This window comes from uncultured Algibacter sp. (assembly GCF_963976535.1).
Taxonomy (GTDB): domain Bacteria; phylum Bacteroidota; class Bacteroidia; order Flavobacteriales; family Flavobacteriaceae; genus Algibacter_B.
Genome location: NZ_CAXBLF010000020.1, coordinates 17610 through 36226 on the forward strand (window position 1 = coordinate 17610; position 18617 = coordinate 36226).

Consider the following 18617-nt stretch of genomic DNA (forward strand, 5'->3'; position numbering starts at 1 on the left):
TGTGTTATACTCATTGAACTTATTTAAAGTTTTTTGGTTGAAGCGAAAAATTGAAATTTTATTTCAAAATGAAAACTTTTTTAAAACTACATAGCATCGTTACGGAGTAAGAAAAAGATAAAATATTGGAATAAAAGGACATTTTGCAGCCAGTTGAAAAGCTTTAAATAAGTTCACTATAAAATCAACCTTATGAATACCATACCAAGTGTTAATTTAAAAGACTTTCTTTCTGAAGATCCTGTTAGAAAACAAAACTTCGTAAATGCTATTGGAAAAGCTTATGAAGAGATTGGTTTTGTGGCACTTAAAGGCCATTTTTTAGATGACACTTTAGTTGATAACCTATACAAAGAGGTTAAAAACTTTTTTAGTTTGCCAACAGAAACTAAACGGAAATATGAAATTCCTGGAATTGGAGGACAAAGAGGTTATGTCTCTTTTGGAAAAGAAAGCGCAAAAGGTAAAAAAGAAGGTGATTTAAAAGAGTTCTGGCATTTTGGCCAATATGTTGATGATAATGATAAACTTAAAGCAGAATATCCTGATAATGTCAATGTAAAAGAACTTTCAGAGTTTAATAAAACCGGGAAAGAAACCTATAAGATGCTTGAAAAAACGGCTAAGTATGTATTGCGTGCTTTGGCGTTACATTTAGGTTTAAAAGAAACCTATTTTGATGAATATATTTATAATGGAAACTCCATTTTAAGACCAATACACTACCCGCCTATTACCCAAGAACCTAAAGAAGCTGTTAGAGCTGCAGCTCATGGCGATATTAACTTAATTACCCTTTTAATGGGCGCTCAAGGAAGAGGCTTGCAAGTACAAAACCATAAAGGCGAATGGATTGATGCCATTGCTGAAGCTGATGAATTAATGATTAATGTTGGAGATATGCTTTCTAGACACACCAATAATAAATTAAAATCGACCATACACCGAGTAATAAATCCGCCTAAAGAACTTTGGGGAACATCTCGTTATTCTATACCATTTTTCATGCACCCTATAAGTGATATGAAATTAGATGTTTTGGAAGGTTGTATTGATGAAAATAATACAAAAGCCTTTGATGATATTACTGCAGGTGAATTTTTAAATGAACGTTTAATAGAATTAGGATTGAAGAAATAAAAAGTTTGCAGTCCATAGTTGGCAGTAGGCAGTTTGCTTACTCTTGCGATTTTGACCGCACACTGAAGACTGAAAACTGCACACTAAAAAAATGGATTTACAAGACCAACTTAAAAATTTATTTCCAGATTATGTTGAAGAAGAAGCCACTTCTGATATAAATGAATCATCTGGAATTTGGATGCAAGATGATCCTATAATTTGTAAATACGAAAAGCGTAAAGGAAAACCTATCACTATTCTCGAAGGATATACCGGCGCAACAAAAGATTTTAAAATATTAGCCAAAGAAATTAAAACAAAACTTAGTGTTGGCGGTAGTTTTAAGGATGATAAAATTATAATTCAAGGTGATTATCGTGATAAAATAATGCAACTATTAAAAGACAAAGGGTTTAATGTAAAACGCGTAGGCGGATAAATTTATGAACAAACAACCACTGCATATTACTAACGGAAGTAATTTGACTAACGCACTTAATGAATTGGATATTCAAGGTGTAAAATTGACTTGGCAAGAATTATTATGTGAAGGTCCTACAACTGAAAAAGTTGGTTCTGAATTATTTTTAGAAACTAGAAAATCATTTTTCACGCAATTTTATAATGTTGATTTAGATCTTGAATTAATTAAAAGTGAATTGGATAAATTAAAGCATCCAGAGAATTATTCTGAAATTGTGCTATGGTTTGAATATGATTTATTTTGCCATATTAATATGGTTGCAGTAATAAGTCTTATTCAACAGCTAAAAATAGAACTTCCTATTTACTTGGTTTGTAGTGGTAGAATTGAAGGCAGTAAAAACTTGATGGGTTTATCTGAGTTATCAACAGAACAATTACTAAATCATTATAAAAATAAGGTGTTGCTTAATGCAGATGATATAGATATGGCAACAACAATTTGGGGTATTTATTGCGGCGTAAATCATAATTTACTAAAACCTTTTATAGTTAAAAGTTCATCCTTTGAATATTTGAGTAATTGTTTAAAAGCACATTTAAAACGGTTCCCTGATTCGATTGATGGTTTAAATACTCTAGAAAAAAACATTCTTGAAATCATTAATAAATATAAAATTACATCTAAAAATCATTTACTAGGTTACGCTCTAAATTATCAAGGTTTTTATGGTTACGGCGACCTACAGTTATCGAAAATTATAGATCAATTAGAAGTGTTCTATACTGTAACAGCTGATAAAATAGAACTTAATAGAACTGGACACGAAGCATTGCTTGGTCAGCGAAATTTTTCTTTAGAAATCGATAATAATATGATATTTGGAGGCGTTGCTAAGCATGACTTCCAATTTAGTAAACAATTAAATAAATTAGTTAAAACAGTATTAAATGCACATTAAAGAATCTGAACTTATTTTAAATCCAGATGGTAGCATCTATCATTTAAATTTAAAGCCCGAGAATATTTCAAACACCATCATTTTTGTAGGTGATCAAGATCGTGTAGAAAAAGTAACATCACATTTCGACTCTATTGAATTTGAAACTCAAAAGCGTGAATTTAAAACCCAAACTGGGCATTACAAAGGCAAGCGTATTACTGTGATTTCTACAGGCATAGGCCCTGATAATATTGATATTGTACTTAATGAATTAGATGCGCTTGTTAATATTGATTTTACAACAAGGCAAATAAAAGAAAAACTCACAAGTCTTGATATTATAAGAATTGGTACTTCTGGCGCTTTACAAGACCATATTCCTGTAGATTCCTTTCTGTTAAGTACTCATGGTCTTGATATTAATGGGATGCTACATTCTTATAAAATTGATACCATTAGAAATTCGGATATTGAAGAAGCCTTTGTACAACAAACCAATTGGCATCCCAACAAAGCAAACCCAATAGTTATAGAAGGCAGTCATAAATTAGAAAAAAAATTTGAAAGTGATAAGATGCACAAAGGGTTAACAGCAACTGCTGGTGGTTTTTATGGGCCACAAGGTCGCGTTCTTAGATTAGCCATTCAGGATGCAGAATTAAATTCTAAAATGGATGATTTTAATTTCAACGGCGTTAAAATCGCAAATTTTGAAATGGAAACTTCTGCCATTTATGGTCTAGCAAAATTAATGGGTCATGAGGCTATGTCCTTAAATGCCATTATAGCCAATAGAGTTTTAGGTACTTTTAGCAAAAGCTCAAGTACCGTTATTCAAAACTTAATTACCTACACACTAAACAAGATTACAGAATAAACCGATTGATTTAATGAAGAAAGTAAATATTGGCGGTGTGCCAGAACATTTCAATTTAGCTTGGTACTTAACATTAAAAAATGGCGAATACAAAAAAGAAAATATCAATTTACGGTGGCATGATTATTACGGTGGTACTGGAGCTATGTGTAAAGCACTGCGCAATGGTGATATTGATATTGCTGTTATATTAACCGAAGGCATCATTAAAGATATTATAGATGGAAACCCAAGTAAAATTGTTCAAACCTTTGTACAAACACCGCTTATTTGGGGTGTTCATGTGGCAAATCATTCAGACTATAAAACGGTTGAAGACTTAAAAGGCACTAAAGCTGCTATAAGCAGATATGGTTCTGGATCACATTTAATGGCATATATAAACGCTGAAAACAACAATTGGAATTTAGAAAAAGATTTAGATTTTGAAGTCATTAAAAATTTGGATGGCGCTGTTGAGGGTTTAACAGAAGGCATAGCTGATTATTTTTTATGGGAAAAATTCACTACAAAGCCTTTAGTTGATAATGGTACGTTTAGACGCATTGACAATTGCCCTTCTCCATGGCCATGTTTTGTTATCGCAGTTAGAGAAGAGTTTATAAAATCTAATAAAAAAGATTTAAAAACCATTTTAGATATTATCAATAACACAACTTCAGATTTTAAAAACATACCGAGTATTGATAAAACAATTGCAAATCGTTACGAGCAACAGCTTGAAGATGTGCAAGAATGGTTGAATATTACAGAGTGGTCTCAAGAATTAATTGATAAAAAAACCGTTATGAATATTCAAAAGGAACTTTTTGCCTTGAATATTATCCCTGAGATTGTTGATTATAAAAAATTAACGCATAAGCTATAACCCATTTTGCATGCGTTGAAATGTTAATAATTTATCAAAATAAATTGGAGCATTATTGCAATTCCTTATTTTTGAAGCTTAAACAAATAAAAAAAATGAAAAAATTACTTTTTATTGCTTTTGCAATAGCTTTAATTGGATGTAAAAAAGAAGTAAAACCTGATTATGCCATTATTTCTGGTAAAATAACCAATAAGCATGTTGGAGATTTAACTATTAACAGTGAGGATAGATTATTTAAAGAAACACTTGCTGTTACAGCAGATGGAACTTTTTCTGATACGCTAAGTACAGATATCAATTCTTATGTCCTTTTTGATGGAACAAACCCTATATTCCTTAATATCGAATCTGGCAATAATTTAAATATAACTTATGATGCTAGTGATTTTGATAACACTATTGCTATATCAGGAGTTGGTTCTGAAATAAACAATTATCTGGTTGCTAAAAGAAAAGGAGAAATAGAACTCTCTAAAAAGAATCAAGAAATATTCTCATTAGAAGAAGATAAATATTTAGAACGTATGATAGCGTTTAAAAATTCTCAAGAAGAACTATTGAATAATGCTGAAGGTTTACCGCGTGAGTTTATTACCAAAGAGAAGAAGAACTTACACTATGGCTACTTAAGCAAATTAAACAACTTTGAAAATGCTCATAAGTATTTCACTAAGAATGAGGATTTTAAAATTTCAGATGACTTTTTAGAAGAAGCTAAAAGTCTAGATTATTCTAATATTGAAGACTTTGTTTTTTCTAGTAATTACAAAGGTTTAGTATCAGATTATTATGGTGATAAAGCACATGAATTGAGTGAAAAAGATTCTATAGCTTATGATATGGCTTTCCTTAAAACAGCAAGTGCTATTGAAAACGAAACTATAAAAAACACATTGTTGTTTGATTACGCAAATTACAATATATCTTATTCCAAAGATATTGATGCTTTTTATAATGTTTTCACTAAAAACTCTACGAACGAGAAAAACAACTCAATAATTACTGAAATGTATGACAAACTAATGGGGTTAGCAGTAGGAAGACCATCACCTAAATTTGTTGGTTATGAAAATTATGCGGGTGGTAAAACATCTCTTGACGATTTAAAAGGGAAGTATGTTTATATTGATGTTTGGGCCACTTGGTGTGGACCATGTAAGCAACAAATTCCATTTTTAAAAGAAGTAGAAAAAAAGTATCACGGGAAAAATATTCAATTTGTAAGCATTTCAATTGACAAAGCTAGCGACCATGAAAAATGGAAAGCCATGGTAAATGAAAAAGAATTAGGTGGCATACAATTATTTGCAGATAATGATTGGAATTCTGCTTTTGTAAAAGAGTATCAAATTCAAGGCATCCCAAGATTTCTATTAATTGACGCTGAAGGAAACATTGTAGATTCAAACGCACCTAGACCTTCAAGTCCAAAGCTTATTGAGTTATTTACTAAATTAAATATTTAATCTAAATAATTCCCCGATGGTTCTACCTCAGGGTTTCTGAATTCACCTCCCCTTGGAGGAGGTCGCAATTGCCTTTTCGCAATTCCGGGTGGGGCAAAATTTTCCAACTCTAAAAAAGTCGCTAATTGCGGCTTTTTTGTTTTTGTTCATTTTGTGGTTCTTCTTCATCTTCTTCTTTTTCTTTTTCTTCTTGTGGTGGTTCGGGTTGCTTAAATAAATCTATATATGCTTCACCTAAATAATCAATAATATGACTAGCAATTAAACTTTGATAACCAAAATCCTCAACAGCAATATCTGCAGATTTTCCATGTAAATAAACACCAAAGATAGCGGCTACTAAAGGATTATAACCTTGTGAAATTAAACCTGTAATAATACCCGTTAACACATCTCCACTACCAGCCGTTGAAAGCCCTGGATTTCCTGTAGTATTTACATAAAGTTTATCTTCAAAAACAGTAATGGAATTAGCGCCTTTTACAACCACTATTACTTTGTGTTTTTTTGAAAAAGCTTTTACTTTCTTCAGTTTATCAAAATCATTTTTCCATTTGCCAATTAAACGTTCTAACTCTTTTGGATGTGGTGTTAAAACTATAGCTTCAGGCAGCAATTTTAATAACGCTTTCTTTTTTGAAAGGATATTAATCCCATCTGCATCAATCACCAAAGGGGTTTTATTTGTCTTTAAGAAAGCTTCAAAAGCACTAGCCGTTTTTGTGTCTGTTCCCACTCCTACTCCAAAACCAATTACGGTTGGTTTAATGTCAAATTTAATAGCTGTGATTTTTTCTTCATCAGCATCTGTAATAACCATAGCTTCAGGAAAAGAAGCTTGTAGAGCTTGATATCCACATTTTGGAACATAGGCTGAGACTAATCCTGCACCTGCAGATAAAGCGGCTCGACTAGTTAAAGTAACAGCACCAATTTTCCCATAACTTCCACCAATAATTAGTGCATGACCAAATTGTCCCTTATGTGAAAACTTCTCTCGTGGAATATAATTAGGAAGTACTTCGTGCTTACCAATTAATTCCACTTCAGTTTCCGTTGTGAATAAAAATTCTTGATCTAAACCAATATCTAAAACTTCCCATTGTACACTGAATTTAGCTGTTTCAGGCAAAAAGAATACTAATTTCGGTGACGCGAAACTTAAAGTAAAACCAGCCCAAACTACGGCATCTTCATCTGTTACAGGTTTATCTACGAAAAGTCCAGAAGGAATATCAATAGCCAAAGTAAATGCCTTACTTTCTCTAAAATGCATAAACATTTTTTTTACCCACTCATCTACAGGTCTATTTAATCCAATACCAAATACACCATCAACAATAATATCATCTGGATGTATTTCTGGAAAATCTTCTGCACAACTTAAAAGTACTGGCCATTTTTTGGTAACGTTTTTAATACGATCATAATTAATCAAAAAATCCTTGGATCGCTTATCACTGCAATTAATTATGAATGTATTAACATTATAGCCATGGGTTATTAAATGCCGCGCCAAAACTAGTCCATCACCTCCATTATTACCTATGCCGCAAAACACATGTATGGGTACTTGTGCACCCTGCATGCGCTTGTGTATCCAATCAAAAATTTGAGTCCCTGCGCGCTCCATTAATTCGGTGGAAGAAATGTTTTGTTTTTCAGCGGTTAGCTTGTCGCCTTCGTAAATCTGCTCTTTAGAAAATACTTTCATGTGTTCTATGTTATTGTTTTTCAATGGTCACTCCGAAATTGTCGGAGCAGGCAATGTAGCATCCATTTAATCATTCCCTTGGGTATCAAGATTTAGTTATGGATGTTTCATGTATACGCAATTATAGATTTTTCATTTCTTATTACAATTAGTCGTTTTATTTAAACGAATAGTCACTGAAGATAAGAATATTGTAAAAAAAATATTTTAGTTTTTTTATTAGGCTAAATGTAATACTTTTGGAGAGTATTATATAACAATAATGAATCATTTCAGCCAAAATAAACTTACTCATGTTTCTTTTTTATTAAAAGAAACGGCGTCTATTTTTACGACAACTACAAATACCACTACCCTTTGGGGTTACTAGTTATATATATTCCGCAAACTATTTTTGTGATTTCAAAAATCACAACATTTCAAGCATTTTTTTTAATTATACAAGACATTAAAACATGAAACTTCCATGACTACAAGTTTATACTCAAGACAAATCATGATTTGGAAGCTACATAGCCTGCTCCGAAAATTTCGGAGTGGCCATTGAAAAAAAATAACATAGAACACATGAAAGTTTTAAAATTCGGAGGAACTTCGGTAGGTTCTTCTAAAAATATAAATAAGGTCATCAATATTTTAGAGAACTATGGTAAAACTGATACCATAACATGTGTGGTTTCGGCTGTTGGTGGTATTACAGATAAATTATTATTGGCTGGTAAACAGGCTCAAAGTAAAGACAAAACATTCATAGACATTTTCGAAAGTATTAAAGAAAGTCACTTCAATATTATAAAAGAATTGAATCCAGAAAAAAGTGAATCTATTCTTAGTTTTGTTGAAGAAAAACTAGACGCTTTAAAAAGTTTATTAGAAGGTATTTATTTAATCAATGAATTATCTCCAAAAACATCAGATAAATTAGTGAGTTTCGGTGAACTATTGTCCTCTTTCATGATAGCAGAAACCATGAAAAAAAGAGGTATTTCTGCTGAAATAAAAAATTCCCAAGAGTTAGTTATTACAAACTCTAACTTCACAAAAGCGGAAGTTGATTATAGTATTACCAATCAAAATATTAGAGATTATTTTAAATCGGCTAAACAAAATATAACAATACTTCCTGGGTTTATTTCAAAATCTAGAATAGGAGAAATAACAACGCTTGGTCGTGGTGGTTCAGACTTTACCGCTGCTATTATTGCAGCAGCATTGCATGTTGAGCAATTAGAAATTTGGACCGATGTAAGTGGTATGTACACAACCAATCCAAAATTAGTAAAACAGGCCTACCCTATTGATAAAATCTCTTACCAAGAGGCCATGGAATTATCGCATTTTGGTGCAAAAGTTTTATATCCTCCAACGGTGCAACCCGTATTGAGTTTGAATATTCCAATTCATATTAAAAACACGTTGGAACCAGATGCTGTTGGAACCGTAATTTCAAATGAAGAAACAAAATCTACATCTCCTGTAAAAGGCATCAGTAATATTTGCAATATTGCATTATTAACTTTAGAAGGAACAGGAATGGTAGGTATTCCAGGGTTTTCAAAACGATTATTTGAAACTTTATCTCAAGAAAAAATAAATGTAATTATGATTACCCAAGCATCATCAGAACATTCTATTTGTTTAGGTATTGATGACAAAGAAGCTGATAATGCAAAAGCAGCCATTGATGTTGTTTTTGAAAATGAAATTGCTTTAGGCAAAATTGAACCTATTATTATTGAAACCGGATTATCAATTATAGCATTGGTTGGTGATAATATGAAAAATCACCAAGGTATTAGTGGTAAAATGTTTAGCAGTTTAGGAAGAAACAATATTAACATTAGAGCGATTGCTCAAGGTGCTTCGGAAAAAAACATAACGGCTGTTATTGATGAAAAAGATGTAAAAAAAGCGCTGAATACGTTACATGAGCAATTTTTTGAATCGAAAACAAAACAACTTAATGTATTTATAACTGGCGTTGGAAATGTTGGAGAACGTTTGGTAGAGCAAATAAAACAGCAAAAGAAATACTTGAAAGACAACCTAAAAATAAACCTAAGAGTTGTGGGACTTTCAAATTCAAGAACCATGATTTTTGATGAAGATGGTATCAATTTAAAAAATTGGAAAGACGAACTACCACAAGGCGAAAAAGCATCATTACAAGGCTTTTTTGAAAATACTAAAGCATTAAATTTACGTAACAGTATTTTTATTGATGTCACAGCAAATAAAGATATTGCTGATTTATACACACAATATTTAAGACAAAGCATTGCTATTGTTGCCTGCAATAAAATTGCTTGTTCAAGTGATTATAATAATTACAAAGAGTTAAAAAGGTTATCTTTAAAATACAATGCACCTTTCTTATTTGAAACAAATGTTGGTGCAGGTTTACCAGTAATTGATACGTTGAGTAATTTGATTGCTTCTGGCGATAAAGTAAACTCGATTCAAGCGGTATTATCTGGAAGTTTGAACTTTGTTTTCAATAACTTCAATGATTCTACAAAATTCTATGATGTTGTAAAACAAGCCGGAGCTGAAGGCTATACAGAACCTGACCCAAGAATTGATTTAAGTGGTGTTGATGTAGCCCGTAAGATTTTAATTTTAGCAAGAGAAAGTGGTGTTGAAATGAATTTAGAGGATATTGAAAACACGTCATTCTTATCAGAATCTGGATTGAAAAGTGATACGGTTGAAGATTTTTACAATACTTTAATTGCAGATGAAGCACATTATCAAAGTTTATATGCTTCCGCGAAAGCGAACAATTGTCAACTAAAATATGTAGCTAAATTTGATAATGGCAAAGCGAATGTTAGCTTACAGGAAATTCCAGAAGGTCATCCGTTTTATAATCTAGAAGGAAGCGATAATATAGTGATGTTTTACACAGAGCGCTACCCAAAACAACCCATGATTATTAAAGGCGCAGGTGCTGGTGCAGATGTTACAGCTTCTGGTTTGTTTGCCGATATTATTAGACTTGGAAATGATTAAAAAAGCCGATAGTTTCCAGTCGGCAGTAAACAGTTAAATTGAGAACTTTTAAGTTAAAGTTCTAAAGATGAGATTTCCGCCTTCGCGGAAATGAAAAAAGAGAAACGTATAATGAACGAAATAAAAATATTTTCTCCAGCAACCGTAGCAAATGTATCTTGTGGATTTGACGTTTTAGGATTTTGCTTAGACAGTGTTGGCGATCACATGGTCATTAGAAAAACCGATAAGAAGGGAATTCATATTACTAAAATTGAAGGGTTCGATTTACCGTATGAAACAGAATTAAACGTTGCTGGTGTTTCTGCATTAGCTATGTATAATGCTATTGATGTAGATTTCGGTTTTGAAATTGAAATTTATAAAAACATAAAACCAGGAAGCGGCATTGGTAGTAGTGCTGCAAGTGCCGTAGGTAGTGTTTTTGGAATGAATGAACTTCTAGGAAGACCATTCAATAAAACGCAACTCACAGAGTTTGCTATTAAAGGAGAAGCTTTAGCTAGTAAATGCGAACATGCAGATAACCTCGCTCCAGCTCTTTTTGGAGGTTTTACTTTAGTTAAAAGTGTTTCGCCATTACAGATTCTAGAAATTCCGTCGCCAGATGATTTATATGCAACTATTATTCATCCACAGATTGAAATTAAAACTTCAGAATCGAGAGCCATGCTTCCAAAAGAAGTTGCGCTTCAAGATGCTATTGCACAGTGGGCAAATCTGGGGAGTTTAATTCATGCGTTGCATACCAGTGATTATGAATTGATTAAAAATTCGTTACATGATGTTATTGTGGAGCCATATAGAAGTCAATTGATTCCACATTATGACGACGTTAAAACTTCGACAATTAATGCAGGTGCTTTAGGTTGTGGCATTTCAGGATCTGGACCTTCTATTTTTACGTTGAGTAAAGGATTGGAAACAGCTAATAAAGTAAAAGAGGCGATGCAAAGTGTATATTCAAAATCAGGAATTGCCTTTGATATACATGTGTCTAAAATTAATACAGAAGGGGTAAAGATTATTTGAGGAGGACGGGAATGAAATGACGAAAGACGGAAGACGGAAGACGGAAGACGGAAGACGAATGACAGAAGTACTCACTCTTATGAATATAATAATTGTAGAAAAATATTAAATAAAACATATACTTTCTTAATTGAAAACACTAACAAAATTTGGTCTTCCGTCATTAGTCTTCGGTCATTAAAAAAACAAACTTCCGTATTCAGTCATCTGTTTTCGGTCAATTTTTAAACCATGAACAAATTTAAATTCGAAAAACTTATTATTTGGCAAAAAGCTATGGATTTTGGAGAGATTATAGATAAGTTAACTTCAGATTTTCCAGCAAAAGAGAAATTTAACTTGTCTTCGCAAATATGTAGAGCATCAGATGCTATAGCTTTAAATATTTCTGAAGGATCCATTGGACAATCTAATCCAGAACAAAAGAAATTTATTGGATATTCCATACGCTCTTTAGCTGAAGTAGTGACCTGTTTATTCAAAGCAAAAAGGCGACATTATATTACTGAAATACAATTTACCGAATTATACAATGAGTCTTATCATCTTATGAATATGATGAGTGCCTTTAGAAAAAACATCAAATAAAAAACGTGTTTTTATTGATTGAAAACACAAATAAACTTCCGTCTTCCGTCATTGGTCTTCGGTCAATTTTTAAAACCATGAACTACTACTCATTAAACAAAAAAGCCCCAAACGCATCCTTCAAAGATGCCGTTATAAAAGGATTGGCACCAGATAAAGGTCTATATTTCCCTGAAAGCATAACCCCGTTACCAAAATCTTTTTTTGATAATATTAACAATTTATCTTATTCAGAAATAGCTTTCGAGGCTATCAAGCAATTCGTTTCTCCTGAAATTCCAGAAGACATTTTAAAAACTATAGTTGAAGAAACGCTCTCTTTTGATTTTCCAGTAGTAAACCTAAATGAAAGCATTTCTACTTTAGAGTTGTTTCACGGACCAACCATGGCGTTTAAAGACGTAGGCGCTCGTTTTATGGCACGTTGTTTAGGGTATTTCAATAAAGATAACACTAACGAAGTAACTGTTTTAGTAGCTACTTCTGGCGATACTGGTGGCGCTGTAGCTAATGGGTTTTTAGGTGTGAAAGGTGTAAATGTGGTGATACTCTACCCTAGCGGAAAAGTGAGTGATATTCAAGAAATGCAATTAACTACGTTAGGTCAAAATATAAAAGCTTTAGAAGTTAATGGTACGTTTGACGATTGTCAAGCTATGGTAAAAAATGCTTTTTTGGACGAAACGCTAACAAGCCAAATGCAGTTAACCTCTGCCAATTCCATTAATGTAGCACGTTGGTTACCACAATTATTCTATTTTATGTTTGCTTATAAGCAATTGCATAATCAGCACGATGACATTGTTTTCTCTGTACCTAGTGGAAACTTCGGAAATGTTTGTGCAGGCATGATGGCACAACAATTAGGGTTACCAATTACCCATTTTGTAGCTTCAAATAATGCAAATAATGTGGTTACACGTTATTTAACGTCACAATTATATGAACCAAAACCATCGGTACAAACCATTTCAAATGCTATGGATGTAGGTGCGCCAAGTAATTTTATACGTATTCAAGAAATCTACAAAAATAAATTTGAAACTTTAAAAGATAACCTAACGTCTTATAGTTTTACAGATGATGAAACTAAAGAGGCGATGTTAGAAATATATAACAACTTTAACTATGTGGCAGACCCTCATGGTGCGGTTGGATATTTAGGTTGTAAAGCCTTTTTAAAAGAAAACCCAAAGACACACTGTATCTTTTTAGAAACAGCACACCCAACTAAATTTTTGGATGTGGTTGAAGAAGTTATCAAAGAAAAACAACCACTGCCAGAACAAATACAGGCTGTAATGGGGAAAGATAAAGTAGCTGGTTTAATTTCTACTTACGAGGATTTGAAAACGTTTTTATTAAAGTAAAATGAGTTTGTTATTTCACACTTGATGCGGAATTCACTTTGAAGAAATTTATAATATATGACAACAGTAGACTGGATTGGATTTTTAGGTGTTTTTCAAATACTGCTCGCTTATTTCTTAAATGTTATAGGTGAAGTCTCTAATAAAGATTTACCGTATATTTTACTTAACCTTATTGGTGCAGCAATGGCTTGTTTAGCATCCATACTTTTAAATTATTGGCCTTTTATTATACTAGAAGCTGTTTGGGCTTTGGTCTCCTTGTATTCATTGTTAACGTTTAGAAAAAATTCAGCTTGACTTTGTAAGAAAAATTGTTTAACTTCGTTTAACAATCGATAAAGTTCACATGTGCTGAACTTGTTTCAGTATTGAAACGGAACTTTATCTTTGCAGTTAGGCAACATTTAAAATCACCACGTAATCTGATGACTAATTCAATATTTGTTATTCTTTTTTTTTTACTTATTTTTTTTTAAATTATCAGCTCAAACAAATTTAAAAGGGAAGATTTATTTTGACAATGAACCAAAGAGTAATGTAACTGTATATCTTAATAATACCACTACAGGAACAATTACAAATAAAAATGGAGAATTCAATTTAGAGGTAAAGAATGGCGTTTATCAATTAATAATTTCACATATAGGATTTCAGACTATAAAATATAATTTTGATACTTCGACTTATACAAAACCACTCGTTTTTTCACTATTAGAAGAAGAATTTGTATTAGATGAAGTTATTATAAATGGAAAAGAAAACAATGATGAATGGGAATATAGTTTTTCCGTTTTCTTTCGTGAGTTTATTGGTACTAGTGAGTTTTCAAAATTTTGTACTATACAAAATCCAGACGTTTTGTTTTTTGAATTTGATTCAGAAAATAATATTTTGACAGCAGAAGCTATTGAACCATTACATATAAAAAATGAAGCTCTAGGCTATGATATATTCTACGATTTAAAACATTTTTCAATAGAAAAAAAATTCACTAAATATTTAGGATATTCTTATTTTAAAGAATTAAAAGGCAATAAAAATAAGCAGAAGAAGTGGAGAAAAAATAGGTTAAAGGCTTATAATGGTTCGCAAGTACACTTTTATAAAAGTATTATAAAAAATTCATCAAAAAAAGAAGGTTTTGTTATAAATCAGTTTGTAAGAAAGAAAAATAATGATAGACCTAGCCAAGAGGAATTATCAAAAGCTAGAAAGGAATTATCTAAATCAAATGTTGCACTTAATTTTTCAAGAAAAATTGACAAACCTAAAAATTCTATAGATTCAGCACTAGTTATTTTAAAAAAAGCAAAACTTCCGAAATATATTGACTATTTATACAAGTCCGAAATAGCTTCTTCAGATATCATTCACAAAGAGAATAATCAAACTTATCTTCAATTTGACAATAATTTAAGAATTACATATCTCAGAGAAAAGGAAGAAAAAGGCTATATTTTAAGAAATCCATTTAGTAAACCTCGTAAGGCGTTTCTACAAGCATCGAACATAATTCCATTAGCTGAAAAATTCATAATTTACCCAAAAGGAATTTTAGCTAATCCACTAGATGTTTTATATGAAGAATACTGGTCTTATGAAAAATTTGCACATTCTTTGCCTCTTGATTATGAACCTAATAATGATGATTAAAAAAACGCTGCCTTAAGCCGTGTATAATCAATTGCTTGGTTCTATTCTACTTACGAACATTCCTGCGAAATATTCTATTCGTGATTTATTTGCTAAATTAGGTACTTAAAAAACGTAACAAACCATAAACAAAACCGCTAAACGAGCATTCTCAAATTCCCACTCAAAACCCCAAAACATCCCAACTCAACTTTAACAAACCTTTTAAGCCTTCCGCGAAAGCGTTAATATAAATTTTCAATACATTTGCTTTAATCAATTTTTAAAGAGATTTCCACCTACGTGGAAATGAAAAAATATAATAATTTAAAAAAAGTCCTTCCTTTGGAGGGATATAGGGAGGATATGAAAAACACAGCCTTAACTGAAACTCACAAAGCCCTTGGTGCTAAAATAGTCCCTTTTGCAGGTTATAATATGCCTGTTCAATATGAAGGTATAAACATAGAACATGAAACCGTCAGACAAGCTGTTGGTGTGTTTGATGTATCGCACATGGGTGAGTTTTTAATTGATGGCGAACATGCGCTTGAGTTAATACAAAAAGTATCAAGTAATGATGCTTCAAAATTAACTGTTGGTAAAGCACAATACAGTTGTTTGCCAAACAATGATGGCGGTATTGTGGATGATTTAATCATTTACAAAATTAAAGAAGAACAATACTTATTGGTTGTAAACGCTAGTAATATTGAAAAAGATTGGAATTGGATTGAGTCTAAAAACGATGTTGGTGCAAACATGCGCGATTTAAGTGAAAACTATTCGCTTCTCGCAATTCAAGGGCCAAAAGCTATTGAAGCGATGCAGAGTATTACTAGTCATGATTTATCGGCGATTAAATTCTACAATTTTGTGGTTGGTGATTTTGCAGGTATTGAGCACGTGATTATTTCGGCAACGGGTTATACAGGCAGTGGTGGTTTTGAAATTTATTGTAAAAACTCGGAAGTTAAACAAATTTGGGATAAGGTTTTAGAAGCTGGAGCAGATTTTGGTATTAAACCTATTGGTTTAGCAGCACGCGACACCTTACGTTTAGAAATGGGATATTGTCTTTATGGAAATGATATTGATGATACCACCTCGCCTATTGAAGCTGGTTTAGGATGGATAACAAAATTTACAAAAGATTTTACTAATTCTGAAGCTTTAAAAGCTGAAAAAGAACACGGTCCAAAACGTAAACTCATTGCTTTTGAATTGGATGACCGTGGTATTCCGCGCCATGGATACGATATTGTTGATGGCAACGGAAAAACTATTGGTGTGGTAACTTCTGGCACCATGTCGCCATCACTTGGAAAAGGCATTGGTTTAGGCTATGTACCAACTATTTTCAGCGATGTGAATAGTAAAATAAATATTCAAATTCGCAAAAATGCAGTGCCAGCAACGGTGGTTAAATTGCCGTTCTACAAATAATAATATGCCAGATTTTCAAGCCATTTTAGAACATATTTATCAAGATGCTGTTATTGCTTCTGATAAAGGAACAGTGGCATCTTACATTCCAGAATTGGCACATATTGATAAGAATAATTTCGGAATTCATTTAAGAACCTCTGATGGAAACGATTATGGCGTTGGCAACTATAACAAACCTTTTTCTATTCAAAGTATCTCTAAAGTTTTAGCCTTATCAAAAGCTATCGCACTTATTGGGGAGGGTACTTGGAAACGTATTGATGTAGAGCCATCTGGACATCCATTTAACCAACTGGCATTATTAGAAATTGAAAATGGAATTCCTAGAAATCCGTTAATAAATTCTGGAGCTATTGTTATAGCTGATATATTGATTTCAAATTTAAAAAACCCAAAAGAAGACTTTTTAAATTACGTTAGAGACCTTACTGGCGATGAAACCATTAATTTTAACAAAGACGTTGCACATTCAGAAAAAGTTACTGGTTTTAAAAATTACGCCACAGCTAATCTTTTAAAATCCTTCAATAACTTAAACAATCCTGTTGAAGATGTCTTAGATTTCTATTTTCATCAATGCGCCATTGAAATGACATGCCAGCAATTAACAAAAGCGTTTTTCTTTTTAGCTAATAAGGGAATTTGTATGTTAAACAAAACACGACTTACCAAATCGCAAGCTAAACGTATTAATGCATTAATGCTTACTTGTGGGTTTTATGACGAAGCTGGAGAATTTGCTTTTGAGGTAGGTTTACCAGGAAAAAGTGGTGTTGGTGGTGGTATAGTGGCATTACTTCCAGACCATTTTGTTATTACAACTTGGGCGCCAGGGCTTAACAAAAAAGGAAATTCCAAACTAGGTATGTTAACCTTAGAACAATTCACATCCAAAACAAAACTATCCATTTTTTAGAGTATCTTCAATTTGAAGTTTGATGTATGATAAAGCGAGAAGATAAACATAGAATTTTAATTTTAGGAGCCAGTGGTTTTTTAGGAGGTTCTATTTATAAAGAACTCTGCTCCTATTTTAGAACTTTTGGTACTTACAATACATCAAATGAATCCTTAGAAAAAAACAATCACTTTTTTCAGTATAACATTGAAGAAGATGATGTTTTTGAAATCTTAGATATTGTAAAACCTACTATTATCATTTCTGCATTACGAGGCGGTTTTTCTAAGCAAGTTTTGGTACATCAGCATTTAACCGAATATGTATTTAAAAATAAAATAAAAATCATATTTCTTTCTTCCGCCAATGTTTTTGACGCGTATATAAAATACCCAAGCTACGAACAAGACAAAACCTATAGCAATAGTATTTATGGGCATTTCAAAATAAAAATTGAAAATATGCTTTTGCGTTTGCCTAAAAAACAAATCGCTATTTTAAGGTTACCTATGGTTTTTGGTGCACAATCACCAAGAGTGCAAGAAATGGTTCAATTTGTAAAAGAAAAAAAACCTATCGAGGTTTTTCCAAACCTTATAATGAATGTAACTAATGATTATAAAGTAACGCAGCAAATTCATTATATTATCAATAGGAATAAATCTGGTATTTTTCATTTAGGTAGTAATGACTTGGTTCATCACAACGATTTTATTAAAGAAATTATCACTTCATTAGAATTAAAAAACACAGCTATTTACAAACGTGTTTACACAACGAATGATGATAGGTATTTAGCTGTTCTTCCAAAGTTTAATAAGCTCCCTAAACATCTTCAAATTAAAAGTCAGGATATATTAACTGAATTAAAAATATAGTTGATTTTAATATTTAAAATCATTAAATTAATACAAAAATTATTATGAATAAGCTTACAGAACAAGACATAGAAGCAAAATTACTTCGGTTTCCAGATTGGGAATACTATGATAATGCTATTCATGCAGAATTTGAATTTGAAAATTTCAAGGACTGTTTTAGTGCTATGAGTAGAATAGCATTTGAATGTGAAGCCTTAAACCATCACCCAGATTGGAGCAACGTTTATAACGTGCTTTCCATTTCATTATCAACGCATGATGCTAGTGGTGTAACAAATAAAGATTTCAAATTGGCAGAGGCTATTGAATTTATTGTAGAACCTGAGGATGAGTAA

The 18617-nt window shown here is 32.0% G+C and carries 17 protein-coding genes; 16 read left to right on the plus strand and 1 reads right to left on the minus strand.

The window, feature by feature from the left end:
- Positions 1-192 precede the first annotated feature (192 nt).
- From AAC024_RS07565 to AAC024_RS07590, 6 genes are all read left to right on the plus strand, one after another.
- Positions 193-1140 carry a 2-oxoglutarate and iron-dependent oxygenase domain-containing protein gene (locus AAC024_RS07565; RefSeq protein ID WP_339894680.1) on the plus strand — a complete coding sequence of 316 codons (948 nt, stop codon included), beginning with the start codon at positions 193-195 and terminating at the stop codon, positions 1138-1140.
- Positions 1141-1231: 91 nt separating this feature from the next.
- Positions 1232-1561 (plus strand): translation initiation factor, encoded by a 330-nt coding sequence (locus AAC024_RS07570; RefSeq protein ID WP_339894681.1) that lies wholly within the window; start codon positions 1232-1234, stop codon positions 1559-1561.
- 4 nt (positions 1562-1565) lie between these two features.
- A complete protein-coding gene (locus tag AAC024_RS07575) occupies positions 1566-2507 on the plus strand; it encodes a DUF1835 domain-containing protein (protein WP_339894682.1) in 942 nt (313 codons plus the stop codon).
- A complete protein-coding gene (locus AAC024_RS07580) occupies positions 2497-3366 on the plus strand; it encodes a nucleoside phosphorylase (RefSeq protein WP_339894683.1) in 870 nt (289 codons plus the stop codon). The genes AAC024_RS07575 and AAC024_RS07580 overlap by 11 nt, the downstream gene beginning before the upstream one ends.
- A gap of 13 nt (positions 3367-3379) precedes the next feature.
- Positions 3380-4234, plus strand: a complete 855-nt coding sequence (locus AAC024_RS07585) for a substrate-binding domain-containing protein (RefSeq protein WP_339894684.1) — start codon at positions 3380-3382, stop codon at positions 4232-4234.
- Between the two features lie 95 nt (positions 4235-4329).
- The gene (locus AAC024_RS07590; RefSeq protein WP_339894685.1) at positions 4330-5703 is read left to right on the plus strand and encodes a TlpA disulfide reductase family protein; all 1374 of its coding nucleotides are present in this window, start codon (positions 4330-4332) and stop codon (positions 5701-5703) included.
- 121 nt (positions 5704-5824) lie between these two features.
- Here AAC024_RS07590 and AAC024_RS07595 read toward each other — a convergent pair whose 3' ends face one another.
- On the minus strand, positions 5825-7417 hold the full coding sequence (locus AAC024_RS07595) for an NAD(P)H-hydrate dehydratase (RefSeq protein WP_339894686.1): 1593 nt from the start codon (positions 7415-7417) through the stop codon (positions 5825-5827).
- A gap of 567 nt (positions 7418-7984) precedes the next feature.
- On the opposite strand from AAC024_RS07595, the gene thrA reads away from it, so the two are divergent.
- The 10 genes from thrA to AAC024_RS07645 all read left to right on the plus strand — a co-directional run bounded on the left by thrA (position 7985) and on the right by AAC024_RS07645 (position 18617).
- The gene (gene thrA, locus AAC024_RS07600; protein ID WP_339894687.1) at positions 7985-10429 is read left to right on the plus strand and encodes a bifunctional aspartate kinase/homoserine dehydrogenase I; all 2445 of its coding nucleotides are present in this window, start codon (positions 7985-7987) and stop codon (positions 10427-10429) included.
- 111 nt (positions 10430-10540) lie between these two features.
- Entirely contained in the window at positions 10541-11461 is a 921-nt protein-coding gene (locus AAC024_RS07605; protein WP_339894688.1) for a homoserine kinase, read from the plus strand.
- Positions 11462-11692: 231 nt separating this feature from the next.
- On the plus strand, positions 11693-12049 hold the full coding sequence (locus AAC024_RS07610) for a four helix bundle protein (protein WP_339894689.1): 357 nt from the start codon (positions 11693-11695) through the stop codon (positions 12047-12049).
- A 77-nt stretch (positions 12050-12126) separates the two neighbouring features.
- The gene (thrC, locus tag AAC024_RS07615; protein ID WP_339894690.1) at positions 12127-13419 is read left to right on the plus strand and encodes a threonine synthase; all 1293 of its coding nucleotides are present in this window, start codon (positions 12127-12129) and stop codon (positions 13417-13419) included.
- Between the two features lie 57 nt (positions 13420-13476).
- Positions 13477-13719 (plus strand): hypothetical protein, encoded by a 243-nt coding sequence (locus AAC024_RS07620; RefSeq protein WP_339894691.1) that lies wholly within the window; start codon positions 13477-13479, stop codon positions 13717-13719.
- A 144-nt stretch (positions 13720-13863) separates the two neighbouring features.
- Positions 13864-15075: a carboxypeptidase-like regulatory domain-containing protein gene (locus tag AAC024_RS07625; protein ID WP_339894692.1), complete on the plus strand. Its 1212-nt coding sequence runs from the start codon at positions 13864-13866 to the stop codon at positions 15073-15075.
- A 345-nt stretch (positions 15076-15420) separates the two neighbouring features.
- The gene (gene gcvT / locus AAC024_RS07630; protein ID WP_339894693.1) at positions 15421-16500 is read left to right on the plus strand and encodes a glycine cleavage system aminomethyltransferase GcvT; all 1080 of its coding nucleotides are present in this window, start codon (positions 15421-15423) and stop codon (positions 16498-16500) included.
- Between the two features lie 4 nt (positions 16501-16504).
- Positions 16505-17419, plus strand: coding sequence for a glutaminase (locus AAC024_RS07635; protein WP_339894694.1), 915 nt, complete (start codon positions 16505-16507; stop codon positions 17417-17419).
- 26 nt (positions 17420-17445) lie between these two features.
- The gene (locus AAC024_RS07640; RefSeq protein ID WP_339894695.1) at positions 17446-18279 is read left to right on the plus strand and encodes a sugar nucleotide-binding protein; all 834 of its coding nucleotides are present in this window, start codon (positions 17446-17448) and stop codon (positions 18277-18279) included.
- 44 nt (positions 18280-18323) lie between these two features.
- A complete protein-coding gene (locus AAC024_RS07645; protein ID WP_339894696.1) occupies positions 18324-18617 on the plus strand; it encodes a 4a-hydroxytetrahydrobiopterin dehydratase in 294 nt (97 codons plus the stop codon).

Coding starts and splice junctions, on each gene's coding strand:
- AAC024_RS07565 (WP_339894680.1), top strand. CDS start 193: ATGAATACCATACCAAGTGTTAATTTAAAAGACTTTCTTTCTGAAGAT.
- AAC024_RS07570 (WP_339894681.1), top strand. CDS start 1,232: ATGGATTTACAAGACCAACTTAAAAATTTATTTCCAGATTATGTTGAA.
- AAC024_RS07575 (WP_339894682.1), top strand. CDS start 1,566: ATGAACAAACAACCACTGCATATTACTAACGGAAGTAATTTGACTAAC.
- AAC024_RS07580 (WP_339894683.1), top strand. CDS start 2,497: ATGCACATTAAAGAATCTGAACTTATTTTAAATCCAGATGGTAGCATC.
- AAC024_RS07585 (WP_339894684.1), top strand. CDS start 3,380: ATGAAGAAAGTAAATATTGGCGGTGTGCCAGAACATTTCAATTTAGCT.
- AAC024_RS07590 (WP_339894685.1), top strand. CDS start 4,330: ATGAAAAAATTACTTTTTATTGCTTTTGCAATAGCTTTAATTGGATGT.
- AAC024_RS07595 (WP_339894686.1), bottom strand. CDS start 7,417: ATGAAAGTATTTTCTAAAGAGCAGATTTACGAAGGCGACAAGCTAACC.
- thrA (WP_339894687.1), top strand. CDS start 7,985: ATGAAAGTTTTAAAATTCGGAGGAACTTCGGTAGGTTCTTCTAAAAAT.
- AAC024_RS07605 (WP_339894688.1), top strand. CDS start 10,541: ATGAACGAAATAAAAATATTTTCTCCAGCAACCGTAGCAAATGTATCT.
- AAC024_RS07610 (WP_339894689.1), top strand. CDS start 11,693: ATGAACAAATTTAAATTCGAAAAACTTATTATTTGGCAAAAAGCTATG.
- thrC (WP_339894690.1), top strand. CDS start 12,127: ATGAACTACTACTCATTAAACAAAAAAGCCCCAAACGCATCCTTCAAA.
- AAC024_RS07620 (WP_339894691.1), top strand. CDS start 13,477: ATGACAACAGTAGACTGGATTGGATTTTTAGGTGTTTTTCAAATACTG.
- gcvT (WP_339894693.1), top strand. CDS start 15,421: ATGAAAAACACAGCCTTAACTGAAACTCACAAAGCCCTTGGTGCTAAA.
- AAC024_RS07635 (WP_339894694.1), top strand. CDS start 16,505: ATGCCAGATTTTCAAGCCATTTTAGAACATATTTATCAAGATGCTGTT.
- AAC024_RS07640 (WP_339894695.1), top strand. CDS start 17,446: ATGATAAAGCGAGAAGATAAACATAGAATTTTAATTTTAGGAGCCAGT.
- AAC024_RS07645 (WP_339894696.1), top strand. CDS start 18,324: ATGAATAAGCTTACAGAACAAGACATAGAAGCAAAATTACTTCGGTTT.